A 24,629-nucleotide genomic window follows, 5' to 3' on the forward strand; every position below is an offset into this window, starting at 1 on the left:
AGAATCGGCGCCTAGCGTGCGGTGTATGACAGCCACCGCCAAGTCCAAGACCGATGAAGCAGCCTCCCCCACAGACGAGCTCGACCCGGCCGACGCAGTCGCCGCCGACGAAGCAGCTGCCGAAGAGGCCGAGGAAGAAGCGAAGGCCGAAAGGGCCACGGAGAAGGACGGCAGCGCCGTCACCGCCGAGGACTCCGACGATGACGACCTCATCGCGGACGACGACGAGGAGGTCGCGCCGCGCGTCTCCTCCGGCGTCGCGGCCGGCGCCGCCGCCGTGGTCTCGGCCGTGCTCGGCCTCTCCGCCCTCACCGGGACCTGGACCAGCCGCATCGCCGCCGAGCGCGAGACTCTCATGGGTCAGCTCACCACCACCCAGACCAGCAGCCCCGCCGACCAGATCTCCGCGGTCTACGGCAACGCCTGGCACACCACCGCCCTCGTCAACGGCGGCTTCGCGCTGCTCGCGCTCGTCGTCGGCATCGTGGTCCTGATCCGCCCCGCCTTCGGCACCCCCGGCATCAGCAAGCAGGCCGGCTGGGTCCGCTCCGTCGCCTGGGCCGGCGTTGCCCTCGGCGTCGTCGGGATCATCATGTCGCTGGGCATGTACTTCGACCTGTTCGCCTCCATGCCTACGCCGCCCCCGGCCGCCCCGGGTGCCGGAGGCGCCGGAGCAGGTTCCTAAGGCTGCGAGCTCCGGGGCCTTAGGCGACGTACGCACCCCACGTACGCCGCCTAAGGCCCTTCGTGCTGTCGGCATGCGGCACTCTCCCGATGCGCCGTACCCCCCTGGGAAACGAGAGTTGAGGCATCGCAGCGAGCGATACCGACAACCTCACCGGGGAGCACACGATGTTCGAGCAGGAGATCCACAAGGTCAACCAGGCCGAGCTCATCCGCCGGGCCGACCGGGCCCGCCTCGCACAGCAGGCCGTCGACGCCCGGCGCGCCGCTCGGCGGGTCGGCCGCCGATCGGCGAAGAACGCCCCCGAGGGGCCGGTGAGTTCGCTCCGCAGCCGCTTCGCCCGCGCCGCGTAACGGCCGCGCGATGACTGCCGCACCACTGACCGTCGTGCCGGTCACGGGCGCCGAACCAGCCGCGCTGTCGGACCTCTGTGCGATGCTCAGCGATGTGGATACCAAGTCCGTCAGCCCGGTGTTCGTCGGCCGAGCCGACGAACTGGCCCAACTCACCGACGCGCTCGCCCGCGCCACCGCGGGCGAGCCGCAGACCCTGCTCGTGGGCGGCGAGGCGGGGGTCGGCAAGACCCGCCTCATCGAGGAGTTCCTCTCGGCGGCCTGCAGCGACGGCGTGGTCGTCGCGGAGGGCGGCTGCGTCGAAATCGGCGCGGAGGGGCTGCCGTTCGCCCCGTTCTCCACCGCGCTGCGCGCCCTGCGCCGCCGCCTCCCCGACGAAGTCGCCGCCGCCGCCGCGGGCCAGGAGGGCGAGCTGGCCAGGCTGCTGCCCGAGCTGGGGGAGACCACGCGCGGTCAGCACACCGAGGACGGCATGACGCGCCTCTTCGAGCTGACCGTCCGCCTGCTGGAGCGGATAGCCACCGACCGGCCCGTCGTCCTCATCCTTGAGGACCTGCACTGGGCCGACGCCTCGACCCGCCACCTCCTCGAATACATCTTCCGCACGCTGCGCCGGGGCCGCCTCGTCGTGGTCGGCACCTACCGCGCGGACGACATCCACCGCCGCCACCCGCTGCGCCCGCTCCTCGCCGAACTGGACCGGCTGCGCACGGTGCGCCGCCTGGAGCTCTCCCGCTTCAACCGCGCCGAGGTGCACCGCCAGCTGACCGGCATCCTCGCCACCGAACCGGCACCCGACCTGGTCGACGAGGTCTTCGCCCGCTCCGACGGCAACGCGTTCTTCGTCGAGGAACTGGCCACCGCGGCCGTCCAGGGCTGCCGCACGGGACTCACCGAATCCCTGCGCGACCTGCTGCTCGTACGGGTCGAAGCGCTGCCCGAAGACGCCCAGAAGGCCGCCAGGATCGTCGCCGAGGGCGGCTCCACCGTCGAGTACCCGCTGCTGCTCGCCGTCGCCCGCCTCGCCGAGGACGACCTCATCGAGGCACTGCGGGCCGCCGTCGGCGCCAAGCTGCTCCTCGCGACCCCGGACGGCGACGGTTACCGCTTCCGGCACTCGCTGGTGCGCGAGGCCGTCAGCGACGACCTGCTGCCGGGTGAGCGCTCCCGCCTCAACCGGCGCTACGCCGAGGCCCTGGAGGCCGACCCCGCACTCGTACGCTCCGACGAGCGCTCCACCCGCCTCGCCAGCTACTGGTACGCCGCCCACGACGCCGCCAAGGCGCTGCCCGCGGTGCTCCGGGCCTCCGTCGAGGCCCGCCGCCGCCACGCCTACTCGGAGCAACTGCGGCTGCTTGAGCGGGCGATGGAGCTGTGGGACGACGCCCCCGCCGAGGTCCGCGCGGTACTGCGTCCCATCGACTACGCCGAGGTCTACCCGGCCTGCGGCCCCGACTGCGACTGCGACCCCAAGAACACCCCGCTGAGCTATCTCGACCTGATGGCCGAGGCGACGATCGCGGGCCGGTTCGGCGGGGAGCGCGAGCGGGCCCTGAAGATCGCCAAGAAGGCGGTCCGGCTGCTGCACGACGAGAGCAGTGACGACTCGCTGCGCGCCGCCTGGTTCTGGCTCCAGCGCTCGAAGCTCATCTCGACCCTGGCGCGCGGCGACGGCTGGGCGGAGCTCAGCACCGCGCAGGACCTGGTACGCGGCCTGCCGCCGTCCGCCGTCCACGCGGAGGTCCTGGTGCACGTCGCGTCCTGGGGCATGCTGCACGAGCCGGGGCCCGACACCATCGCCGCCGCCGAACAGGCCGTGGAGTACGCGCGGATGGTCGGTGTCGAGGAGACCGAGCTCTCCGCCCGGCTCATCCTCGCCGGCCTGACGGTCGACGCCGGCGACATCGAGGGCGGCCTTGCCGCGCTGTACGCCGTCAGCGAGCGGGCCGCCGAGCTGGGCCTGGCCAAGCTGGTGAGCCGCTGCCACGTCAACATTCCCTCCCACCTGGAGGCCCTGGGACGGTCCGGGGAAGCCGTCGAGACGGCCACCGCAGGCGTCACGTACACCCGGAAGTACGGGCTGGTGGACAGCGAGGCCTGGGTCCGGGGGAACCTGGCCGAGTCGCTCTTCTCGCTCGGCCGCTGGGACGAGTCCGCCGAGCAGGCGGACCGCATCGAGCGCGCCCGCCCCAGCAACAAGCCCCGGGGAGCCGCCGCCTGGCGGCTGGCCGAGCTGACGCTGGCCCGCGGTGACGTGGCCGAGGCGGCCCAGCAACTGGCGATGGCCAACGGGCACTACGGCAGCCACGACCCGATGCCCCAGCACTCCCTCCCGCTGAGCCGGGTCGAGCTGGGTCTCGCGGCGGCCAACGGCCGCGTCCTGGACGTCCGGGCGGCCTTTGCGCGCAGCGCCACGGCCGGCTTCCCGCTCGGCACCCACCGCTACGCCTGGCCGCTGCTGCTGGAGGCCGCCGTCGCCGAGGCGGAGGCCCGCGGGCTCCCGGCGGCGGAGGCGGGCCGGGCCGAAGCGCTGGAGATCGTCCGCGCCGGAGCCCAGCGGCTCGCCACACCGGTGCCGCTGTGGTGCGCGTACGCGCGCTGGGTGCGGGCCGAGCTGCGCCGGGCCGAGGGCAGTGACACCTCGGACGACTGGGCCGAGGTCCTCACCGACTTCGAGCCGCTCGACCGGCCCTACGACCTCGCCCGGGTCCGGCTGCGCCGGGCGGAATCCCTGCTCACGGCCGCGGGCGCGGCCGGACCCGACGCCGAGGCGCGCGACCGGGCGGCGGAGCTGCTGCGCCGCGCCCGCGCCGTCGCCGAGCGGCTGGGTGCCCGCCCGCTGGGCGAGAGCATCGCGCTGCTGGCCCAGCGCGCCCGGCTGCCCCTGACTCCGGCCGTCGTGCTCCCGGTCCCCGCCGAGGGTGCGGCGGGCTCGCTGGGGCTGACCCCGCGCGAACAGGGCGTACTGCGCCTGGTCGCGGCGGGCCGCAGCAACCGGCAGATCGCCGAGGAGCTCTACATCTCACCCAAGACGGCGAGCGTCCACGTCTCCAACATCCTCGGCAAGCTGGGCGTCGCGGGCCGCGGTGAGGCGGCGGCCGTGGCGCACCGGCTGCGGCTCTTCACGGACGGGCCGGCCCAGGATCGTCGGACGGGTCGGGTGGATCAGGCAGCCGTATGACGACCTTCCCGGAGGTGAGGTCTATCCGGCCTCGCCCCGGGTCGCTGTCGCCCAGGTCGACCCGGGTCTGGACGAGCCGCTCGCGTTCGTCGTCGGTGTGCTTGCGCCCCGGTGCGAAGAATTCCTCAAGCAGGTGTCCCCCTGTCTCGGGCCCTTCCCTCCAGGGTAGGCAACCCGTCCCGGAAACGGGCCGGGGCAGCGGGCCCGAGGCGGGCGCCGCGCCTACTTCACCTCCAGCCGCAGGATCTTGTCGTCCCCCGGCTCCGGCGTACCCCGGCTGTCCGTCTCGCTCGTGACCAGCCACAGCTTGTCGCCGCCCGCCGCCACCACGGTGCGCAGACGCCCGTGCTCGCCCGTCAGGAACGGCTCGGGGTCGGCCAGCGCCTCGGTGCCCGCCAGCGGAATCCGCCACAGCCGCTCACCCCGCAGACCCGCCATCCAGATCGAGCCCTCGGCGTACGCGATACCGCTCGGCGAGGCCTCGGACGTCTTCCACCGCGCGACCGGGTCCACGAACCCGTCCCGGTTTCCCTCGCCCTCCACCTCGGGCCAGCCGTAGTTCTTGCCGGGCTGGATCTGATTGAGCTCGTCCCAGGTGTTCTGGCCGAACTCGGCGGCCCACAGCCGCTTCTCGGAGTCCCAGGCCAGTCCCTGCACATTGCGGTGCCCGTACGAGTAGACGACCGAGTCGGCCTCCGGATTGCCGTGCACCGGGTCGCCGTCCGGAGTCATCCGCAGGATCTTCCCGGCCAGCGACTTCTTGTCCTGCGCCAGCCCGTCCTCACCCGTCTCGCCCGTCCCCGCGTACAGCATCCTGTCCGGGCCGAAGGCGATCCGGCCACCGTTGTGGATGGTCCCCTTCGGGATGCCCTTGAAGATCGTGTCGGGTGCGCCCAACTGCTGCCCGGCCGGCTTCTTCTCGTCGTACTGCATGCGGGCGATGCGGTTGTCGGACGCGGTGGTGAAGTACGCGTAGACCATGCGGTCGGTGGCGAAGTCGGGGGAGACGGCCAGGCCCATCAGGCCACCCTCACCGGCCGGTGAGGATCCGCCGACCGAACCGGCCCCGGTCTTCTTGCCCGTCTCGCCGTCGACCCGGGTGATCGTGCCCTCGTCGCGCGAGGAGACCAGCAGGTCGCCGTCCGGCAGCGCAGCCAGCCCCCAGGGCGACTTGAGGCCCTCGGTGAGCGTGCCCGCCACCTTCACCGAGCCCTTCGCGGGCGGTGGTTCGGCCCGGGAGCCGCTCTTCGGCGGCGAGGAGGACGGCGAGGCCGTCCCGTCGCCCGTCGGAGTGGACGCCGAGCTCCTGTCCCCGCCGGGCGTCCCCTCCTGCGGGTCCGAGCAGCCCGCCGCGAGCAGGAGGACGAAGGCAGCCAATACAGCTGTCACAGCGGGTCGTTGCACGGTACGGATCCTTTCGACGGCAGCAGCTCTACTGTTCATACACCGCTGCCGCGCCCAAGGTTCCCGATCACCCGGTCCGACTACTCACTCCCACGCACCACGGCGCCGCCGATGTCGCCGCCACCGGGCCCCACGCGGCGGCCCCACGCGTCAGTCCCAGGAACCGCGCGCGGCCGGCAGCGCCGCGATCTCCACGAGGTCCTCCGCCGTCAGCCGCAGCCCGGCCGCCCCCGCGTTCTGCGTCACCCACTGCTCCCGTTTGGCGCCCGGCACCGGCACCACCTGCCGCCCGCAGCTCAGCACCCACGCCAGCGCGACCTGCGCCGGAGTCGCCGCGTGCCGCTCCGCGATCCGCCGCAACCCCGCCACCACCGGCTGGTTCGCCGCCATCATCTCCGCGGTGAACCGCGGATGCCGGGCGCGTACGTCGTCGGGCTCGAAGCCCTGGCCCGGCTTCATCGTCCCGGTGAGGAAGCCGTTGCCCAGCGGCATCGCGGCCAGAAAACCGATCCCGTGCGCCTCGCACCACGGCAGCAGCGACGCCAGGGCCTCCGGTGACCACACCGAGAGCTCGGCCTCCACCGCGCTGACCGGAAAGACCTGTTGCAACCGCCGCAGCTGCCGGATCGTCCCGTCGTGCAGCGGTGCGCCGGAGCGCCGAGAGGCCCGCGCGCCCACCGCGCACACCCCGAGCGCCCGTACCTTCCCCGCCCGCACCAGGTCCGCCATCGCGCCCCAGGTCTCCTCGACCGGCACCTCCGGGTCGGGCCTGTGCAGCTGGTAGAGGTCGATCACATCGGTCTGCAACCGCCGCAGCGAGGCGTCACAGGCCCGCCGTATGTACCCGGGCCGCCCGTTGGCCACGAGGTGCTGGTCCCCGACGAGGAGCCCGCACTTGGTGGACACGAAGGCGTCCGCGCGGCGCTCTTTGAGGACCCGCCCCACCAGCAGTTCATTGGTGAAGGGCCCGTACATGTCGGCCGTGTCGAGCAGGCTCGAACCCTGGTCGAGCGCGGCGTGCACGGTACGCGAAGACCTGTCCCCGCGCTGCTGCGAGCCGGTGTACGCCCAGCTCATCGGCATGCATCCGAGCCCGATCGCGCCCACTTCGAGGGCTGTCGCACCGATTGTCCTGCGCTCCACCTGCCCGTACCCTCCCTCGCCGCTCCCCAAAGCTAACCCCCGCACCTCCCCGCCCTTCGCACAGCCCTCTTCGCATAGCCTCCTGACCATGACTTCCGACGTATGGCTCCCCTACCGGGCCGATGAGATCGAGGGGCTCCCCGAGGGCTTCAACTACCACTTCTGGGACGGCGACGAGACCTACCCCGCCGACCCGGCGAACTGCGACTTCTACGTCGTCCCGTATCTGAAGGGCTCCGAGATCGCGGTACGGCCCCTCGCCGCGATGACGAAGGTGCGCGCCGTGCAGACGCTCTCCGCGGGGATCGACCATGTCCAGCCGGGACTTGGCGACCTGCACGCCGGCGTACGCCTCTGCAATGCGAAGGGCGTGCACGAGGCCAGTACCGCCGAGCTCACCCTCGCCCTGATCCTCGCCTCGCTGCGTGACATCCCCGGCTTCGTGCACGGCCAGGACAAGCAGGAATGGCGGTCCGGCTTCTACCCGGCGCTCGCCGACAAGTCCGTCCTGATCGTCGGTTACGGATCGATCGGAGCCGCCATCGAGGACCGGCTCACTCCCTTCGAGTGTGCGCGGGTGGTGCGCGTCGCGCGCTCCGCCCGTACAACCGAGCGCGGGCCCGTGCATCCGCTGGCGGAGCTGCCCGAACTGCTCCCGGCAGCCGACGTGGTGATCCTTTCCACGCCCCTCACCGACGACACCCGGGGTCTGGCCGACGCCGGCTTCCTGTCCCGTATGAAGGACGGGGCGCTCCTGGTGAACGTCGCGCGCGGCCCCGTCGTGGACACCCAAGCGCTCCTCGCCGAGCTGGAGTCGGGCCGGCTGCGCGCCGCTCTCGACGTCACCGACCCCGAGCCGCTTCCCGCGGGCCACCCGCTCTGGCACGCCCCCGGCCTGCTCATCAGCCCCCATGTCGGCGGCAGCACCTCGGCGTTCGCGCCCCGGGCCAAGCGCCTGCTGGCCGCCCAGCTCACCCGGTTCGCCGCCGGGGAACCGCTGCACAACATCGCCCTCACCACAGGCTGAGGACGACGCGCCCCGGACACCCCGAAGGCCGTCGCGGACACGCTCCGAAAGCCGCCCGGAAGCGCCGAGTTTCAGCCAAACCCCCGACCGTTACGCAGAGTAGAGAACCTATGTCCCTGAGTAACGAGACTGGTGTATCGTCCCGACCAAGGGGCTGCGCCGCGCACCGTCACGGCGTTGGGGAGCGAACGGACTGTGAGGGGGGCGACGGGCGATGCACGGCCAATGGGCGAAGGATCCGACGCGGCGGGGCCACCTACGACAACCCTCGTGCGATCCGGGGGCCAGACCGGGCCCGCACCGGCTCCGGGCGCCCCGGGGTCCGGACTCCCTGGTGGCCCGGTGACCGCCCCGGGAGCACTCCTCACCCGGCGGGCGTTCTCCGGCGGCGGAGCGGGGCTGTACTCCCAGCTTCTTCTGGCGCTGATCTGCGGAGGTTATGCCACCGGCGCGGCCCTCGGCTGGGGATCCCCCGAACTCGCCCTCTTCATGGGCGACTTCGGCCTCGCGCTCGCCGCCCTGCTCGCCGCGGTGTCCTGCTTCCTCTACGCACGCGCGCGCGAGAGCCGCTTTCGGCCGGCCTGGCTGCTGTTCTCCTTCTCCTCCGCGATGGCCGCCTGCGGCAACGCGGTCTGGGGATGGTACGAGGTCGTGCTGGACAGCAAGGTCCCCTCGCCCTCCTTCGCCGACTTCTTCTTCCTGTGCTTCGGGCCGCCCGCCATCGTCGGGCTGCTCGTCCTCGCGAAGCGGCCCGTCACCCGGGCCGGCTGGGTCTGCCTCGCGCTGGACTCCTGGCTCATCGGCGGCTCGCTGCTCACGCTGTCCTGGAGCCTCGCGCTCGCGCACACCGCGCACTTCCAGGGCGAGACCGTGGCCCACGCCGCCCTCTCCCTCGCCTATCCATTGCTCGACATCGCGCTGGTCAGCATGGTTCTCGCGCTGCACTTCCGACGGTCCAACGCCAACCGCACCGCGATCAACACCACCATCGCAGCCCTCGCCACGACCGTCCTGTGCGACGCGCTGTTCACCTCGCCCCTGCTGCGTGAGAACTACCGCTCGGGCCAGCTCCTCGACGCGGGCTGGTTCGCCGGCTCGCTGCTCCTCGCCTACGCGCCCTGGGGCGCGCGCCGCGCGGGGCAGTGGGGGGAGGGCGCTCCGTACCACCGGGGCTCCCGCGATCCGGGCAGCCGGCCCATCGGCGGCTCCCTGGCCGCCCTCACCCCGTACCTCGCCGCCGCGGTCTGCACGCTCGGCATCCTCTACAACGTGACGGAGGGCCGCCGCGTCGACCGGGTGGTGGTCTTCACCGGATGCACGGTCGTGCTCGCCCTGGTCGTGCGCCAGGGCATCATGCTCGTCGACAACATCTCCCTCACCCAGGAGCTGGCGCAGAAGGAGAACCACTTCCGCTCCCTGGTGCAGGGATCGAGCGACGTCATCATGATCGCCGCGCCCACCGGGATACTGCGGTACGTCAGCCCGGCCGCCTCCGGGGTCTACGGGCGGGACGCCGAGGAGCTGATCGGCTCCGAGCTCGCCTCACTGATCCACCCCGAGGATCTGGGCCGGGTGGTCCATGAAGTACGCCGCTTTCTGGCCACTCCACCCTCGGAGGAGCCCACGACCCGGATGGAGTGCCGCTTCAAATCGGGTACGGGGGAGTGGCTCAATGTCGAGTCCACGGTCAACCGCCACCAGGGCGGCCTGATCTTCAACAGTCGTGACGTCACCGAACGGGTGCGCCTGCAGGCCCAGTTGCAGCACAACGCCGAGCACGACCCGCTCACCGACCTGCCCAACCGCGCCCTGTTCACCGCGCGCGTCCGGCAGGCGCTGGGCGGGCGCCGGGTCTGCGATCCGGGCACCGCCGTGCTCTACATCGACCTCGACGGCTTCAAGGCGGTGAACGACACCATCGGTCATCAGGCCGGCGACGAGCTGCTGATCCAGGCCGCCCGCCGCCTCCAGGACTCCGTACGGTCCGGGGACACCGCCGCCCGGCTGGGCGGTGACGAGTTCGCCGCCCTGATCATGGGCGAGGGCTCCCACGACCAGGCCTCCCGCGAGTGCCAGGTGCACGAGATCGCCGACCGGCTGCGGCTGATGCTCTCCCAGCCGTACAAGATCGACGGTCACGAGGTGCGGGTCGCCGCGTCCATCGGGGTCGCTTTCGCCGAGCACGGCGTCACCCCCACCGACCTGATGCGCAACGCCGACCTCGCCATGTACCGCGCGAAGGCTGCGGGCAAGGACCGGGTCGAGCTGTACGCGCCGCAGATGCAGGCCGAGGTCGTCCGCAGGACCGAGCTGGCCGCCCGACTGCGCACCGCGCTGCACGAGGGCGAGTTCGCGCTGCTCCATCAGCCCGTGGTGAGCCTCACCACTGGCCGGGTCGCCGCCGTCGCCGCCCAGGCCCGCTGGCGCTCCACCCAGGGCATCCTCTTCACGCCCGCCGAGTTCCTGCGGGTCGCCGACGACAACGACCGCACCGCCGAGCTGGGCCGCTGGCTCCTGGAGGAGGCCGTCGAGCAGGCCGCCGAGCGCAACCGCGCGGGCCACCCGGTGCCCGTCGCGGTCCGGATCTCGGCGCGCCGGCTGGTGGACCTGGCCATGCCGCTCGGCTCCATCGAGGCCCTCCTCACTCGGCACGGGCTGCCGTCGGGGGCCCTGATGATCGAGCTGGCCGACAGCGACCCGCGGTTCTCCTTCGACGAGCTGGAGCGACGCCTGGTGGCGCTGCGCAGGCTCGGCGTCCGTATCGCGCTGGACGGCTTCGGCAGTGGCTATGCCGCCATCAACGCACTGCGCAGGCTCCCCATCGACGTACTGAAACTGGACCGCGGTCTGGTCGAGGGCGTCGTGGAGTCCGCCCGGCTGCACAAGATCACCAGCGGGCTGCTCCGCATCGCCGGCGACCTCGGCATGCAGTCCGTGGCGGACGGCGTGGACGTGCCCGAGCAGGTGATCGCGCTGCGTGCCATGGGGTGCACCCATGGCCAGGGCATGGCGTTCTCCGGGCCGCTCGACGAGTACCGGCTGCGCCGCGCCCTGGTGCGCGGCGACTTCCCGGTGCCCGGCGGGGCGCCGGAGCCGGTGCTGGTGGGCGGATCACTTCCCGTCAGGCATGTGGGCGCGACCGGAAGCGACGCGCTCACCCATACTCCGATGCGTTCAAATACTGAGACGCCCGTCCCACCTACTTGACAGGCGCCGGGCGCCGGAGGGAAGGTCAGTGCCATGCGCACCCGAATTCTCGTACTTGGAAAGCGCGTCGGCTGAAGCAGGGCATGACCAAGGCCCTGCAGACCCCACCCGACGCGCTCCCCTCGCTTGCCTCCCGGCACGAGGGGTTTTTTGTTGCACTGGCACCTCCCAAACCCTCGTAAAACCCTCAGCTTCGAGAAGAGAATGCCGATGACCGAGCAGGCCACCGGGGCCCACCATCCGCAACCGCGGCCCCGCACCGGCGGACAGCACGTCGCCACTGTCGAGCACGTGACGGGCGCGCAGTCGCTCATCCGCTCCCTCGAGGAAGTCGGGGCCGACACGGTATTCGGCATTCCCGGCGGTGCGATCCTCCCCGCGTACGACCCGCTGATGGACTCCTCGAAGGTCCGCCACATCCTCGTCCGTCATGAGCAGGGCGCGGGTCACGCGGCAACGGGCTACGCCCAGGCGACCGGCAAGGTCGGGGTGTGCATGGCGACCTCGGGACCCGGCGCCACCAACCTGGTCACCCCGATCGCCGACGCCCACATGGACTCCGTCCCGCTGGTCGCGATCACCGGCCAGGTGGCCTCCAAGGCCATCGGTACCGACGCCTTCCAGGAGGCGGACATCTGCGGCATCACGATGCCGATCACCAAGCACAACTTCCTGGTCACCAGGGCCGAGGACATCCCGCGGACCATCGCCGAGGCGTTCCACATCGCCGCGACGGGACGCCCCGGGCCGGTTCTGGTCGACATCGCCAAGGACGCCCTCCAGGCCCGCACCACCTTCAGCTGGCCGCCCACCAACGACCTGCCCGGCTACCGCCCGGTGACCAAGCCGCACGCCAAGCAGATCCGCGAGGCCGCCAAGCTGATCACCCAGGCCAAGCGGCCGGTGCTGTACGTCGGGGGCGGCGTCATGAAGGCCGGTGCCACCGCCGAACTGAAGGTCCTCGCAGAGCTCACCGGAGCACCCGTCGCCACCACCCTCATGGCGCTGGGATCCTTCCCCGACAGCCACCCCCTGCACGTGGGAATGCCCGGTATGCACGGTGCGGTCACCGCCGTCACCGCACTGCAGAAGTCCGACCTGCTCATCGCGCTCGGCACCCGGTTCGACGACCGGGTCACGGGCAAGCTGGACAGCTTCGCGCCGTACGCCAAGGTCATCCACGCGGACATCGACCCCGCCGAGATCGGCAAGAACCGCGCCGTGGACGTCCCGATCGTCGGCGACGCCCGCGAGGTCATCGCCGACCTGGTGCAGGCCGTCCAGGCCGAGCACACCGAGGGCAACACCGGCGACTACACCGCCTGGTGGAAGGACCTCAACCGCTGGCGCGACACCTACCCGCTCGGCTACGACCTGCCCGAGAACGGCCAGCTGTCACCGCAGCAGGTCATCGAGCGCGTCGGCCAACTCGCCCCGGAAGGCACGATCTTCGCGGCGGGCGTCGGCCAGCACCAGATGTGGGCCTCGCACTTCATCCAGTACGAGCAGCCCTCTACCTGGCTCAACTCGGGCGGCGCCGGAACGATGGGATACGCGGTTCCCGCCGCGATGGGCGCCAAGGCCGGCATGCCGGACCGTACGGTCTGGGCGATCGACGGCGACGGCTGCTTCCAGATGACCAATCAGGAACTGACCACCTGCGCGCTCAACAACATCCCGATCAAGGTCGCCATCATCAACAACGGCGCCCTCGGGATGGTCCGCCAGTGGCAGACCCTGTTCTACAACCAGCGCTACTCCAACACCGTGCTGCACAGCGGTCCGGACGCCGACGGCAAGCAGCCGAGCGCGGGCACCCGGGTCCCGGACTTCGTGAAGCTGTCGGAGGCCATGGGCTGTTACGCGATCCGCTGTGAGGACCCGGCCGACCTCGACAAGGTCATCGCCGAGGCCAACTCCATCAACGACCGCCCCGTCGTGATCGACTTCATCGTCCACGAGGACGCCATGGTGTACCCGATGGTCGCCGCGGGCACCTCCAACGACGAGGTCATGGCCGCCCGCGGGGTCCGCCCCGACTTCGGCGACAACGAAGACGACTGAGAAGACGAGAGAGAGACTTCAAGCCCATGTCCAAGCACACACTCTCCGTCCTGGTCGAGAACAAGCCGGGTGTCCTCGCGCGGATCACGGCCCTGTTCTCCCGCCGCGGGTTCAATATCGACTCCCTCGCGGTGGGCACCACCGAGCACCCCGACATCTCGCGCATCACGATCGTGGTGAACGTGATCGAGGCGCTGCCGCTTGAGCAGGTCACCAAGCAGCTCAACAAGCTCGTCAACGTGCTGAAGATCGTCGAGCTGGAGTCCGGCGCCGCGGTCCAGCGCGAGCTCGTCCTGGTGAAGGTCAGGGCCGACAGCGAGACGCGCTCGCAGATCGTCGAGATCGTCCAGCTGTTCCGCGCCAAGACCGTGGACGTCTCGCCGGAGGCCGTCACCATCGAGGCGACCGGCGGCGCCGACAAGCTCGAAGCGATGCTCAAGATGCTGGAGCAGTACGGCATCAAGGAGCTCGTCCAGTCCGGCACGATCGCCATAGGGCGAGGCTCCCGGTCCATCACGGACCGCAGCCTGCGATCGCTGGACAGGTCCGCGTGACCGCGGTGTCCGTGCGGTGCCGCGTCCGGCGGCTCGCACGGCGCCTGGTCCTGCTGTTCCCCTGAGCCCCGCCGTTCGCGGCAGTCCTGTTGTTCGCATGGCGAGACCCAAGAACCCCCGCCCCCATCCCGCCGTACGGTGGGACGCAAACAGCGTCAATTCCAAGACGTGCACACCAAGGAGAATCCCAGTGGCCGAGCTGTTCTACGACGACGATGCCGACCTGTCCATCATCCAGGGCCGCAAGGTAGCGGTCATCGGATACGGCAGTCAGGGGCACGCCCACGCGCTGTCGCTGCGCGACTCGGGTGTCGACGTCCGAGTCGGTCTGCACGAGGGTTCGAAGTCCAAGGCGAAGGCCGAGGAGCAGGGCCTGCGCGTCGTCACCGTCGCCGAGGCCGCCACCGAGGCCGACGTCATCATGATCCTCGTCCCGGACCCGCTGCAGGCCGAGATCTACGAGGCGTCCATCAAGGACAACCTCAAGGCCGGCGACGCGCTGTTCTTCGGCCACGGCCTGAACATCCGCTTCGACTTCATCAAGGCCCCCGAGGGCATCGACGTCTGCATGGTCGCCCCCAAGGGCCCCGGCCACCTCGTCCGCCGTCAGTACGAGGAGGGCCGCGGCGTTCCGTGTATCGCGGCCGTCGAGCAGGACGCGACCGGCAAGGCCTTCGCGCTCACGCTCTCCTACGCAAAGGCCATCGGCGGCACGCGTGCGGGCGTCATCAAGACGACCTTCACCGAGGAGACCGAGACCGACCTGTTCGGTGAGCAGGCCGTTCTCTGCGGTGGTACGGCCGCCCTGGTCAAGGCCGGTTTTGAGACCCTGACCGAGGCCGGCTACCAGCCGGAGATCGCGTACTTCGAGTGCCTCCACGAGCTCAAGCTGATCGTGGACCTGATGTACGAGGGCGGCCTCGACAAGATGCGCTGGTCGGTCTCCGAGACCGCCGAGTGGGGCGACTACGTCACCGGCCCCCGCATCATCACCGACCAGACCAAGGTCGAGATGAAGAAGGTCCTCACCGAGATCCAGGACGGCACCTTCGCCAAGCAGTGGATGGCCGAGTACCACGGCGGTCTGAAGAAGTACAACGAGTACAAGAAGGCCGACAGCGAGAGCCTGCTGGAGACCACGGGCAAGGAGCTCCGCAAGCTCATGAGCTGGGTCGACAACGACGAGGCGTAAGCCTTCCGCCCGAGGGGCCGCGGCAGCCGCCGCGGCCCCTCGGGCACACCCGGCCCGAGCGCAAGTGGACACAACGTCCAGCCACGGACGGGTGATCCTTCCGTCGAGGCACAGGACGCGTCTTCCGGTCCCACTACACTCATCCACACATACACGCGTAAGGCCCACAGCGTCGTGCGTCTCACACGCGGCTAGCCCCTCCACCGCCTTCGGCCGTCGGGACGGCCGTCCGCAAAGGACCAGTGAGGACTCACGTGAGCTCGAAACCAGTCGTACTCATCGCGGAAGAGCTGTCGCCGGCCACTGTCGATGCCCTGGGTCCGGATTTTGAGATCCGGCACTGCAACGGCGCCGACCGCGCCGAGTTGCTGCCCGCCATTGCCGATGCGGACGCGATTCTTGTCCGTTCCGCGACGAAGGTCGACGCCGAGGCCATCGCGGCCGCGAAGAAGCTCCGGGTCGTCGCCCGTGCGGGCGTCGGTCTGGACAACGTCGACGTCTCCGCCGCCACCAAGGCCGGCGTCATGGTCGTCAACGCTCCGACGTCGAACATCGTCACCGCGGCCGAGCTCGCCTGCGGCCTGCTCGTCGCCACCGCGCGCAACATTCCGCAGGCCAACAGCGCCCTGAAGAACGGCGAGTGGAAGCGCTCGAAGTACACGGGTGTCGAGCTGAGCGAGAAGACGCTGGGTGTCGTCGGCCTCGGCCGGATCGGTGTCCTCGTAGCCCAGCGCATGTCGGCCTTCGGCATGAAGATCGTCGCGTACGACCCCTACGTACAGCCCGCGCGCGCCGCGCAGATGGGCGTGAAGCTCCTCTCGCTCGACGAGCTCCTCGAGGTCTCGGACTTCATCACGGTCCACCTCCCCAAGACCCCCGAGACGCTCGGCCTCATCGGCGACGAAGCGCTCCACAAGGTCAAGCCGTCGGTCCGGATCGTCAACGCCGCGCGCGGCGGGATCGTCGACGAGGAGGCGCTGGCCTCCGCGCTCAAGGAGGGCCGCGTCGCCGGCGCCGGTCTGGACGTGTACACGAAGGAGCCCTGCACGGACTCCCCGCTGTTCCAGTTCGACCAGGTCGTCTGCACGCCGCACCTCGGCGCCTCCACCGACGAGGCCCAGGAGAAGGCGGGCGTCTCCGTCGCCCGGTCCGTGCGCCTCGCGCTCGCCGGTGAGCTCGTGCCGGACGCGGTCAACGTCCAGGGCGGCGTCATCGCCGAGGACGTGCGCCCCGGCCTGCCGCTCGCCGAGAAGCTCGGCCGCATCTTCACCGCGCTCGCGGGCGAGGTCGCGGCCCGGCTCGACGTCGAGGTGTACGGCGAGATCACCCAGCACGACGTCAAGGTGCTCGAACTGTCCGCGCTCAAGGGCGTGTTCGAGGATGTCGTCGACGAGACCGTGAGCTACGTCAACGCCCCGCTCTTCGCGCAGGAGCGCGGCGTCGAGGTCCGCCTCACTACGAGCTCGGAGTCCCCGGACCACCGCAACGTCGTCACGGTGCGCGGCACGCTGTCCGGCGGCGAGGAGGTCTCGGTCTCCGGCACGCTGGCCGGCCCCAAGCACCTGCAGAAGATCGTCGCGATCGGTGAGCACGACATCGATCTGACGCTGGCCGACCACATGGTCGTCCTGCGCTACCAGGACCGCCCGGGTGTCGTCGGCACAGTCGGCCGCATCCTCGGTGAGGCCGGGCTGAACATCGCGGGCATGCAGGTCTCGCGCGCGGACGTGGGCGGCGAGGCGCTGGTCGTCCTCACCATCGACGACACGATCCCGCCGGCCGTGCTCGCGGAGATCAGCGACGAGATCGGCGCGGCCTCGGCCCGCTCGGTCAACCTCGCCGACTGACGCACGCCCTGTACAACGCACTGAGCGGCGCGCCCGGTATGCAGACCCTGCATACCGGGCGCGCCGCTGCGGAGCCGGGGGCTACAGCCGGGCCGCCTTGAGGGACATGTGCAGCAGCAGTCGGTCCTCGCCGTCGTGCAGGTCGAGGCCGGTGAGCTGCTCCACCCGGGACAGGCGGTAGTAGAGCGTCTGGCGGTGGATGTTCAGGACACTCGCCGTGCGGCCGGCCTGGCCCGCGCAGTCCAGGTACGCCTCCGTGGTGCGGGCGAGCTCGGCGTGCGCGGGGTCGAGCAGGGGACGTACCGCGGGGTCGACGGGATGGCCGGGGCCGCTGTCGGGGAGTGCGGCCAGCAGCCGGTACGGGCCGATCGACGCCCACTCGGCGACCGGTCCGAGATGCGGCCGGGCCAGCGCCGCACGGGCCGCGGCCGAGGCCTCCCGCCAGGCGCCGGGCAGCTCGTCGAGCGTGCTCACGGCGTTGCCGATGCCGACGACGGGTCCGGCGCCGGCGAGGAGATTCTTGGCCGCCGCGAGGGCGGGGGAGAGGTCCGTGCGGGTACGGACCCTGATCAGCGCGGCGAGCCTCGGACCGGCGGGTCCCGGCACCGGGACCACGCTCAGGGCCGCCGCGCCCGGGACCGTGCGCACCCCCGGCGCGAGTTCCGTCCAGGGCGCCGCGCACAGCAGCGCGTACGGGCCTCCGCCGCCCAGCGCCGTACCCAGCGAGGCCAGCGCCGCGGCCCGGCGCTCGGCGGACTCCGTGGTGAGCAGCGTGCGCAGATACGGGCCGAGGTCGGCGCGGGCGCGGGCCTCGTCCGCGAGACGCGCCCCGATCCGGGCGCAGACCTTCATCGCCTCGTCCGGCACGGGACCGTGCGGCTCGTCGTCCCCGGCGAGCAGCCACACATAGCCATGGACGGTGCCCCGGTGGCGCACGGGAAGGCAGAGCCGACCGCGCAGTACTCCGGCCGCGGGGTCGGCGGGGATGTGCACCGGGCCCTCCGCCGTCGCGATGCCGAATTTCTCGAACCACGCCCGTACCTCGGCGGTCGAGCGCCGGGTGAGGATCGAGCGCGTACGGACCGGGTCCATGGCCGTTTCGTCGAAGCCGCTGTCGCTGTCGTGCGCGCCGAACGCGATCAGCCGGAAATCCCTGTCCTCCAGCGTCGCGGGGGCGCCGAGCAGCGCCGAGATCTCGTCGACCAGCTCCTGGTAATCGTCTTTCACTTCTCCATACTCGCACCCCTTCAGACATTTGTATGAGATGCGGGCCACGGATGCGTGACAGGTGTCGATGGCTCAGGATCGGAGCGATCCCTAGATTTCACGGTGGTTCTCCGTGCCGTTCGGGCCCTGTAGGGTCTGCGGCTTTGTCCTTCCTCGTCCGTGGAGGTGCCCCGTGCTGGCTCCTGTGATTCTTGCTGCCGCGCGCAGCGACAAGATGCGCCGCATCGTTTCCGCCGCGCCGGTCACCCGGCCCGTGGTGGACCGCTTCATCGTCGGGGAGTCGCTTGAGCAGTCGATGACGGCCGTCCGGGCGATGGCCGACCGCGGTCTCGAAATCACCCTCGACGTGCTCGGTGAGGACATCACCGACGCGAGCGAGGCCCTGCGCGCCCGTGACGCGTATCTGGCTCTGGTCGACGCGCTCAAGCCGCTCGACCTGGGCGTGCGCGCCGAGATGTCGGTGAAGCTCTCGTCCTTCGGACAGGCGCTGCCCGGCGGTCACGACCTGGCGCTGAAGAACGTCCGGGCCGTCGTCGAGGCCGCCGCCGAGATCGGCACCGCGGTCAGCCTCGACATGGAGGACCACACCACGGTCGACTCCACGCTCGCGATCCTCGCCGAGCTGCGCGGAAGCTTCCCGCAGACCGGCGCGGTCCTCCAGTCGTACCTCTTCCGCACCGAGGACGACTGCCGGGCACTCGCCGGGGAAGGCTCACGGGTGCGTCTGGTCAAGGGCGCCTACAAGGAGCCCGCGACCGTCGCGTACCAGGACAAGGCCGAGGTCGACAAGGCGTACGTCCGCTGCTTGAAGATCCTGATGGCCGGCGACGGCTACCCGATGGTCGGCTCGCACGACCCGCGCATGGTCGCCATCGCGCAGGAGCTGGCCCGCCGTGCGGGCCGCAAGCTCGACGAGTACGAGTTCCAGATGCTCTTCGGCATCCGCGAGGGCGAGCAGGAACGCCTCGTCGCGGAGGGGCACCGGATGCGTGTCTACGTCGCGTACGGCTCGGACTGGTACGGATACTTCATGCGCCGCCTCGCGGAGCGACCGGCCAACCTCGCCTTCTTCCTCCGCTCGCTCGTCAGCCGCGGCTGATCACCTCTATTACCCAAGGAGATTCGGCAACCATGGATGCTGTAACCCAGGTCCCCGCGCCGGTCAACGAGCCGGTGCACTCCTACGCACCCGGTACTCCGGAGCGTGCCCGCCTCGACGCCAAGCTCAAGGAGCTGGCCGAGAACCCCATCGAACTCCCCATGACGATCAATGGTGAGAAGCGACTGGGTGGTGGCGAGCGATTCGACGTCGTACAGCCGCACAACCACAAGGCCGTCCTCGGCACCGCCGCCAACGCCACGAAGCAGGACGCGCAGGACGCGGTCGACGCCGCGCTCGCCGCCGCTCCGGCCTGGCGCGCGATGTCCTTCGACGACCGCGCCGCGATCATCCTGCGCGCGGCCGAGCTGCTCTCGGGCCCCTGGCGCGAGACCCTCGCGGCCTCCACGATGCTCGGCCAGTCGAAGACCGCCCAGCAGGCGGAGATCGACACGCCCTGTGAGCTCATCGACTTCTGGCGCTTCAACGTCAAGTACGCCCGCGACCTGCTCGCCGAGCAGCCCCCGGCGAACTCCCCGGGCGTGTGGAACCGGCTGGACCACCGTCCGCTGGAGGGCTTCGTCTACGCGATCACGCCCTTCAACTTCACGGCCATCGCGGGCAACCTGCCGACCGCCCCGGCCCTGATGGGCAATGTGGTCGTGTGGAAGCCGTCCCCGACGCAGACGCACGCCGCGGTGCTGCTGATGCGGCTCCTCGAAGAGGCGGGCCTGCCCAAGGGCGTCATCAACCTGGTCACCGGCGACGGCATCGCCGTCTCCGAGGTCGCCCTGACCCACCGCGACCTGGCCGGCATCCACTTCACCGGCTCGACCAAGACCTTCCAGCACCTGTGGAAGACGGTCGGCGAGAACATCGAGAAGTACCGCACGTACCCGCGTCTGGTCGGTGAGACGGGCGGCAAGGACTTCGTCGTCGCCCACCCGAGCGCCGACCGCGCCGTCCTCAAGACGGCGATGACCCGCGGTTCGTTCGAGTTCCAGGGCCAGAAGTGCTCGGCCTCCTCGCGCGCGTACGTCCCGGCCTCGATCTGGAACTCCGGCTTCAAGGAGGAGTTCGCGGCCGAGGTCGACGGCATCACCATGGGTGACGTCACCGACCTGCAGAACTTCATGGGCGCCGTCATCGACGAGCGTTCGTTCGCCAAGAACAAGGCCGCGATCGACCGCGCCGCCGCCGACCCGACCTGCACGATCGTCGCGGGCGGTACGTACGACGACTCGGTCGGCTACTTCGTCCGCCCGACGGTCATCGCGTGCACGGACCCGGCGAACGAGGTCTTCTCGACCGAGTACTTCGGCCCGATCCTCGCGGTCCACGTCTACGAGGACGAGAAGTACGACGCCATGCTGGAGCAGATGGAGTCGGCATCGGACTACGCCCTGACCGGCGCCGTCATCTCCGGCGACCGCGCCGCGGCGGCGCACACGATGGACAAGCTGCGCTACGCGGCGGGCAACTTCTACATCAACGACAAGTCGACCGGCGCCGTCGTCGGCCAGCAGCCCTTCGGCGGTGGCCGCGCGTCGGGCACCAACGACAAGGCCGGCGCGCCGCAGAACCTCCAGCGCTGGACGTTGACGCGGGCCATCAAGGAGACCCTGGTCGCCCCGACCGAGTACACCTACCCGCACCAGGGCTGACCGCCCCGGGCGTTGTGCCGCCCAATCGAGCCCCCGCCCCCGTCCTGGCCCCACGCCGGACGGGGGCGGTTCGTGTGTCCGGGGGCGGGGGCTTTTGGCTCCGCTCAGATCTTGCGCCAGCGGGCCATCGCGAAGGAGAAGACGCCGAACAGCACCAGGCCCACCGCGATCACGGCCAGCAGCCACGGTCCCGCCGGGGTCTGGGTGAAGGAGTGGAGGGTGTCGTCGATGCCCTTGGCCTTGTCCGGTTCGTAGTCGACCGCGGCCTTGACCGCGAAGCCGCCGACCCCGGCGAAGACCACGCCGCGTGCGATGCCGCCGGCCACACCGGTGACGTCGACGGCGGTGCGGGTACGGCCCGTCAGCTCGCTCATCCTCAGGTGCTTGTGGTACTTGCGCAGGGCCGCGCGGCTGCCGATCCACAGGCCCACGCCCACGATGGCCAGGCCACCGACGGCGACGATCCACCGCCCGCCGGGAAAGTCGAAGACCTTGGCCGTCACGTCCTCGGACTGGCCGTCGCTCTCACCGCTGCCACTGCCCTTGTCACCTGAGGCGAACGCGAGCACCGAGTAGGCCACGAAGCCGTAGAAGACGAAACGGGCCAGGGAGAACAGGCGCTTGCGGGGCTTGCGACCGTCGGCGCCCGCGGAGCCGAAGATCGCCTCGGAGAGCCGCCAGAGCGCCATGCCGGCCAGTCCGATGCCCAGCACCCACAACATGACGGAGCCCAGCGGCTGTTCGGAGAGCTGCGCGAGCGCGCCGCCCCGGTCGGCCGTCTTCCCGCCGCTTTCGCCGAAGGCGATCTGCAGGGCCAGTAGCCCGATCAATATGTAGAGCACCCCGCGCGCCCCGAAGCCCCAGCGTGCGGCGGCCTCCAGGGCAGAACTGTCCGACGCCTGCCTCGCGGTACGTTTGCCCCGCCCTGCCATGGTTCTGCTACTCATGTGCTCGCCTCCTTCGTCGCAACTCCTGGTGCCCCGCGCGGGCGGAACGAACCCCATACCGGTGCGGTGGCTCTCCGTCGGCGGGGCGGCTCAGGCGGTCTTGTGGAATGGCAATGGGCATGTCAAATTCTCCGCAGAGCCCCCCACGGAAAACGGACCAAGGAGCTTCCCCCCCCCATGAGACGTACCGTTCGTACGCACGCTGCCCTGTCCGCCCTGATCGTCATCGGCGCCCTGGGCGTCGGCGCGGCCCCGGCGGGCGCCGAGCCCTCGGCCGCCCCCTCGCCGTACGCCCTGGACTCCGCCCTCACCCAGCGGCTCGGCGACGACACCGCGGGCACCTACCTCGACCGGCGCACCGGCGACCTCGTCGTCACCGTCACCAGCGACCGCGCCGCCGAGCAGGTCCGCGCGGCCGGTGCGACACCCCGGCGCGTACAGCGCAGTGCCGCGCAGCTCGACGCCGCCGTGGACACCCTGGAGTCCGAGGCGAAGATCACCGGCACGTCCTGGGGCCTGGACCCCAGGATCAACCGGATCACGGTCGAGGCCGACCGGTCCGTGTCCGCGCCGGACATGGCCCGGCTGAACAAGACGGCGGCCAAGCTCGGCGACGCGGTGCGCGTCGAGCGCGTGCCGGGGGTCTTCAAGCGGGAGTTTTCCGGGGGCGACGCCATCTACGGCGGCGGCTCACGCTGTTCGTCGGCGTTCAACGTGGCCAAGGGCGCCACCCGGTACTTCGTGACGGCGGGGCACTGCACCAACATCTCCGCCAACTGGTCGGCCACTTCGGGCGGTCCGGTGATCGGAGTCCGTGAGGGCAGCAGCTTCCCGACCAACGACTACGGCATCGTGCGCTACAACGCCGCCTCGTCGGCGGTCGGCAACGTCAACCTCTACAACGGCAGTTACCAGGACATCGCGTCCGCCGCCGACGCGGTCGTCGGCCAGGCCATCAAGAAGAGCGGCTCGACGACAAAGGTCACCAGCGGCACGGTCAGCGCGGTCAACGTCACCGTCAACTACGGGGACGGCCCGGTCCACAACATGGTCCGCACCACCGCCTGCTCGGCCGGCGGCGACAGCGGCGGCGCCCACTTCGCCGGCTCCGTCGCCCTCGGCATCCACTCGGGCAGCTCCGGCTGCACGGGTACCAGCGGCTCGGCGATCCACCAGCCGGTGAAGGAGGCCCTCGCCGCGTACGGCGTGAACGTGTTCTGAGCCACGGCCGCTGCCCCCGCCGGACGTCCGGCGGGGGCAGCGGCGTGTCCGCGACTGACCGGCCGCCCGGTGGGCAACCGGGTACCTGTCACGGGCGGGTGCTGGGAGAGTGCTGTGCATGACTGAGTCGCTGCACACCGCCCACACCTCGGAGCTGGACCCGGCCGCCCGCCAGGAGATCCGCGACCTCCTCGACGCGGCCTTCGACCACGACTTCAGCGACGACGACTGGGACCACGCACTGGGTGGCGTCCACGCGTGGGTGCGGGACAGCCGCGGCATCGCCGCGCACGGCAGCGTCATCCAGCGCCGGGTCCTGCACCGCGGGCGCTCCCTGCGCGTGGGTTACGTCGAGGCGGTGGCCGTACGGTCCGACCGGCGCAGGCAGGGCCTGGGCGGCCGGGTGATGGACGCGCTGGAGTGCGTGATCGGCTCGGCGTACCGGGTTGGCGCGCTGTCCGCGTCGGACGAGGGCGCGGCGCTGTATGCGGCGCGGGGGTGGCAGGTGTGGGCCGGGGCGATCGCCGCGCTGGGTCCGGGCGGGGTGGTGGCGCTGCCGGAGGAGGAGGGGACGACGTATCTGTGGCCGGGTGCGGCGGGCCTGCCGGCGGTGTCGGACGCGTTGGTCTTCGACTGGCGGGACGGGGACGTGCTCTGACTTGCGCCCGCCCCTTCCCACTCGGCGGGGAACAGCCCGCCGCCGGCGCCCCCTGGGCGCTCCGCGTCCCCCGGGCCGCGTCCCGCCGCACCGCCCACACCGCGAGCCCGCCCCCGACCACGCCCCCCACGACCGCTCCCACCACGAATCCGGGGCTGAACAGCTCGCCCGCCGTCTTGTCCGTGCCCAGCAGGATCCCCGCGACCACCACGGCGTACAGCGCGACCAGCGCCCCGAGGCCGGCCGGCATCGCGCGGTACTTCCCGCTGAAGAAGAGCCGCTTGGACGGAGCCTCGGGCGGCGCCGGCAGGTCCGCGGCGGGTCCGGTGCTCGCGGCGGCGGGCCGCTTGAAGTACGCCAGGAAGAGCCAGTGCCCGCACGGCTCCCAGCCGTCGGGAGCGAGCCGCTCCGTGACATCCCCCCGGACCTTCGCGTTGTTCGCCACCTCGCGCCGGTACTCCCACCGCATCGCCGCCCCCGGCGCCCGGCGGCTCACGAACATCCCGGTCGATCCGTTCGACCTCCCAGCCCTGGCCGCCGCCACCTAGATAGGAATACAAGCTAGATGGCGATGCGTGTTATCGCCGGCCACCGGGATCGGCCGGCGGGCCAAGATCGCGTCTCAGATAGTAGGAAGTCCGAGTAATTGTGGAGACAGATAGTCCGGTCTCACTTAACTTGGTAGAAGCCGAACGTCTCGCTCCATCAGCGAACGGCGGTCGTGAGCCGGTGCCCCCGAGCAGGTAACCCCTGCGGCGCCCACTCCCCGCCTCTTCCGGCACCTCGAAATCGTTCTGATCTCAAGGAGTCGATCATCATGGCTGAGACCGCACGCCGCGTCCGTCACACCGCCCGTACCAGCGAGTCCGACCGCAAGCAGGCGGCAGCCGCCCTGCAGCGCGCCCTGGACCGCCGCGACAACGGCGGCTCCACCGGCCACTGAGGGCCCCCAATACCCCTAACGGCCGCCGCGCCGGATCTCGAAGTGGTCGATGCGCTCGCCCGATTCGGCGAGCGCGGAGACCTTGAGCTTCGGTGAGGGCCCGGCCTCGGCCTCCACCGCGAGGAACGAGAAGCCGGTGTACCTGACCCGGGACCACTCCACCGTGTCCGGGTCGGGCAGCCGCGGCTTCGTCCAGTGGAACGTCACGATGTG

The 24,629-nt window shown here is 71.0% G+C and carries 21 protein-coding genes; 15 read left to right on the top strand and 6 right to left on the bottom strand.

The window, feature by feature from the left end; translation table 11 throughout:
* Window positions 1–25 precede the first annotated feature (25 nt).
* The 3 genes from ACLLJJ_RS29475 to ACLLJJ_RS29485 all read left to right on the top strand — a co-directional run bounded on the left by ACLLJJ_RS29475 (window position 26) and on the right by ACLLJJ_RS29485 (window position 4,219).
* Window positions 26–685 (top strand): hypothetical protein, encoded by a 660-nt coding sequence (locus ACLLJJ_RS29475; protein ID WP_434596949.1) that lies wholly within the window; start codon window positions 26–28, stop codon window positions 683–685.
* Between the two features lie 167 nt (window positions 686–852).
* The gene (locus tag ACLLJJ_RS29480) at window positions 853–1,038 is read left to right on the top strand and encodes a hypothetical protein (RefSeq protein ID WP_434596951.1); all 186 of its coding nucleotides are present in this window, start codon (window positions 853–855) and stop codon (window positions 1,036–1,038) included.
* 10 nt (window positions 1,039–1,048) lie between these two features.
* Window positions 1,049–4,219, top strand: coding sequence for a helix-turn-helix transcriptional regulator (locus ACLLJJ_RS29485; RefSeq protein WP_434596953.1), 3,171 nt, complete (start codon window positions 1,049–1,051; stop codon window positions 4,217–4,219).
* Here the strand turns inward: ACLLJJ_RS29485 and ACLLJJ_RS29490 are convergent.
* The 3 genes from ACLLJJ_RS29490 to ACLLJJ_RS29500 all read right to left on the bottom strand — a co-directional run bounded on the left by ACLLJJ_RS29490 (window position 4,161) and on the right by ACLLJJ_RS29500 (window position 6,766).
* Window positions 4,161–4,523 (bottom strand): DUF6191 domain-containing protein, encoded by a 363-nt coding sequence (locus ACLLJJ_RS29490; protein WP_434596955.1) that lies wholly within the window; start codon window positions 4,521–4,523, stop codon window positions 4,161–4,163. The genes ACLLJJ_RS29485 and ACLLJJ_RS29490 overlap by 59 nt on opposite strands.
* Entirely contained in the window at window positions 4,442–5,662 is a 1,221-nt protein-coding gene (locus tag ACLLJJ_RS29495; RefSeq protein ID WP_434596957.1) for a PQQ-dependent sugar dehydrogenase, read from the bottom strand. The genes ACLLJJ_RS29490 and ACLLJJ_RS29495 overlap by 82 nt, the downstream gene beginning before the upstream one ends.
* 111 nt (window positions 5,663–5,773) lie before the next feature.
* Window positions 5,774–6,766, bottom strand: coding sequence for an aldo/keto reductase (locus tag ACLLJJ_RS29500; protein ID WP_434596959.1), 993 nt, complete (start codon window positions 6,764–6,766; stop codon window positions 5,774–5,776).
* An 88-nt stretch (window positions 6,767–6,854) separates the two neighbouring features.
* On the opposite strand from ACLLJJ_RS29500, the gene ACLLJJ_RS29505 reads away from it, so the two are divergent.
* The 6 genes from ACLLJJ_RS29505 (at window position 6,855) to serA (ending at window position 16,657) form a co-directional block, all read left to right on the top strand.
* Window positions 6,855–7,793, top strand: coding sequence for a 2-hydroxyacid dehydrogenase (locus tag ACLLJJ_RS29505; protein ID WP_434596961.1), 939 nt, complete (start codon window positions 6,855–6,857; stop codon window positions 7,791–7,793).
* Window positions 7,794–8,135: 342 nt separating this feature from the next.
* Window positions 8,136–11,000 carry a putative bifunctional diguanylate cyclase/phosphodiesterase gene (locus ACLLJJ_RS29510; protein ID WP_434596963.1) on the top strand — a complete coding sequence of 955 codons (2,865 nt, stop codon included), beginning with the start codon at window positions 8,136–8,138 and terminating at the stop codon, window positions 10,998–11,000.
* A gap of 204 nt (window positions 11,001–11,204) precedes the next feature.
* Window positions 11,205–13,064, top strand: a complete 1,860-nt coding sequence (locus ACLLJJ_RS29515) for an acetolactate synthase large subunit (protein WP_434596965.1) — start codon at window positions 11,205–11,207, stop codon at window positions 13,062–13,064.
* 26 nt (window positions 13,065–13,090) lie between these two features.
* Complete coding sequence (ilvN, locus tag ACLLJJ_RS29520) at window positions 13,091–13,618, top strand: acetolactate synthase small subunit (protein WP_283515712.1); 528 nt, start codon at window positions 13,091–13,093, stop codon at window positions 13,616–13,618.
* A 190-nt stretch (window positions 13,619–13,808) separates the two neighbouring features.
* A complete protein-coding gene (ilvC, locus tag ACLLJJ_RS29525; RefSeq protein ID WP_434596968.1) occupies window positions 13,809–14,810 on the top strand; it encodes a ketol-acid reductoisomerase in 1,002 nt (333 codons plus the stop codon).
* A 254-nt stretch (window positions 14,811–15,064) separates the two neighbouring features.
* Entirely contained in the window at window positions 15,065–16,657 is a 1,593-nt protein-coding gene (gene serA / locus ACLLJJ_RS29530; RefSeq protein ID WP_434596971.1) for a phosphoglycerate dehydrogenase, read from the top strand.
* A gap of 81 nt (window positions 16,658–16,738) precedes the next feature.
* Here serA and ACLLJJ_RS29535 read toward each other — a convergent pair whose 3' ends face one another.
* Window positions 16,739–17,884 (bottom strand): PucR family transcriptional regulator, encoded by a 1,146-nt coding sequence (locus ACLLJJ_RS29535; RefSeq protein WP_434596973.1) that lies wholly within the window; start codon window positions 17,882–17,884, stop codon window positions 16,739–16,741.
* A 172-nt stretch (window positions 17,885–18,056) separates the two neighbouring features.
* Here ACLLJJ_RS29535 and ACLLJJ_RS29540 point away from each other — a divergent pair, with 172 nt between their 5' ends.
* Both ACLLJJ_RS29540 and pruA read left to right on the top strand, forming a co-directional pair.
* Window positions 18,057–18,983: a proline dehydrogenase family protein gene (locus ACLLJJ_RS29540; RefSeq protein WP_434596974.1), complete on the top strand. Its 927-nt coding sequence runs from the start codon at window positions 18,057–18,059 to the stop codon at window positions 18,981–18,983.
* A gap of 32 nt (window positions 18,984–19,015) precedes the next feature.
* Window positions 19,016–20,647, top strand: coding sequence for an L-glutamate gamma-semialdehyde dehydrogenase (pruA, locus tag ACLLJJ_RS29545; protein ID WP_434596977.1), 1,632 nt, complete (start codon window positions 19,016–19,018; stop codon window positions 20,645–20,647).
* A 104-nt stretch (window positions 20,648–20,751) separates the two neighbouring features.
* Here pruA and ACLLJJ_RS29550 read toward each other — a convergent pair whose 3' ends face one another.
* Entirely contained in the window at window positions 20,752–21,594 is an 843-nt protein-coding gene (locus ACLLJJ_RS29550) for a DUF1206 domain-containing protein (protein WP_434596979.1), read from the bottom strand.
* A 177-nt stretch (window positions 21,595–21,771) separates the two neighbouring features.
* Here ACLLJJ_RS29550 and ACLLJJ_RS29555 point away from each other — a divergent pair, with 177 nt between their 5' ends.
* The 4 genes from ACLLJJ_RS29555 (at window position 21,772) to ACLLJJ_RS29570 (ending at window position 24,416) form a co-directional block, all read left to right on the top strand.
* Window positions 21,772–22,815, top strand: a complete 1,044-nt coding sequence (locus tag ACLLJJ_RS29555; RefSeq protein WP_434596981.1) for a S1 family peptidase — start codon at window positions 21,772–21,774, stop codon at window positions 22,813–22,815.
* A gap of 118 nt (window positions 22,816–22,933) precedes the next feature.
* A complete protein-coding gene (locus ACLLJJ_RS29560; RefSeq protein ID WP_434596984.1) occupies window positions 22,934–23,473 on the top strand; it encodes a GNAT family N-acetyltransferase in 540 nt (179 codons plus the stop codon).
* A 182-nt stretch (window positions 23,474–23,655) separates the two neighbouring features.
* Window positions 23,656–24,021, top strand: coding sequence for a hypothetical protein (locus tag ACLLJJ_RS29565; RefSeq protein ID WP_434596986.1), 366 nt, complete (start codon window positions 23,656–23,658; stop codon window positions 24,019–24,021).
* Between the two features lie 269 nt (window positions 24,022–24,290).
* On the top strand, window positions 24,291–24,416 hold the full coding sequence (locus tag ACLLJJ_RS29570; RefSeq protein ID WP_347118622.1) for a hypothetical protein: 126 nt from the start codon (window positions 24,291–24,293) through the stop codon (window positions 24,414–24,416).
* 15 nt (window positions 24,417–24,431) lie between these two features.
* Here ACLLJJ_RS29570 and ACLLJJ_RS29575 read toward each other — a convergent pair whose 3' ends face one another.
* On the bottom strand, window positions 24,432–24,623 hold the full coding sequence (locus ACLLJJ_RS29575) for a hypothetical protein (RefSeq protein WP_434596988.1): 192 nt from the start codon (window positions 24,621–24,623) through the stop codon (window positions 24,432–24,434).
* Window positions 24,624–24,629: the final 6 nt, after the last annotated feature.

It is taken from the genome of Streptomyces sp. A5-4 (genome assembly GCF_051131715.1).
In the GTDB taxonomy this organism is placed as follows: domain Bacteria; phylum Actinomycetota; class Actinomycetes; order Streptomycetales; family Streptomycetaceae; genus Streptomyces.

Coding starts and splice junctions, on each gene's coding strand:
- ACLLJJ_RS29560 (WP_434596984.1), top strand. CDS start 22,934: ATGACTGAGTCGCTGCACACCGCCCACACCTCGGAGCTGGACCCGGCC.
- ACLLJJ_RS29495 (WP_434596957.1), bottom strand. CDS start 5,662: ATGAACAGTAGAGCTGCTGCCGTCGAAAGGATCCGTACCGTGCAACGA.
- ACLLJJ_RS29555 (WP_434596981.1), top strand. CDS start 21,772: ATGAGACGTACCGTTCGTACGCACGCTGCCCTGTCCGCCCTGATCGTC.
- ACLLJJ_RS29550 (WP_434596979.1), bottom strand. CDS start 21,594: ATGAGTAGCAGAACCATGGCAGGGCGGGGCAAACGTACCGCGAGGCAG.
- ACLLJJ_RS29475 (WP_434596949.1), top strand. CDS start 26: ATGACAGCCACCGCCAAGTCCAAGACCGATGAAGCAGCCTCCCCCACA.
- pruA (WP_434596977.1), top strand. CDS start 19,016: ATGGATGCTGTAACCCAGGTCCCCGCGCCGGTCAACGAGCCGGTGCAC.
- ACLLJJ_RS29485 (WP_434596953.1), top strand. CDS start 1,049: ATGACTGCCGCACCACTGACCGTCGTGCCGGTCACGGGCGCCGAACCA.
- ilvN (WP_283515712.1), top strand. CDS start 13,091: ATGTCCAAGCACACACTCTCCGTCCTGGTCGAGAACAAGCCGGGTGTC.
- ACLLJJ_RS29515 (WP_434596965.1), top strand. CDS start 11,205: ATGCCGATGACCGAGCAGGCCACCGGGGCCCACCATCCGCAACCGCGG.
- ACLLJJ_RS29505 (WP_434596961.1), top strand. CDS start 6,855: ATGACTTCCGACGTATGGCTCCCCTACCGGGCCGATGAGATCGAGGGG.
- ACLLJJ_RS29570 (WP_347118622.1), top strand. CDS start 24,291: ATGGCTGAGACCGCACGCCGCGTCCGTCACACCGCCCGTACCAGCGAG.
- ACLLJJ_RS29480 (WP_434596951.1), top strand. CDS start 853: ATGTTCGAGCAGGAGATCCACAAGGTCAACCAGGCCGAGCTCATCCGC.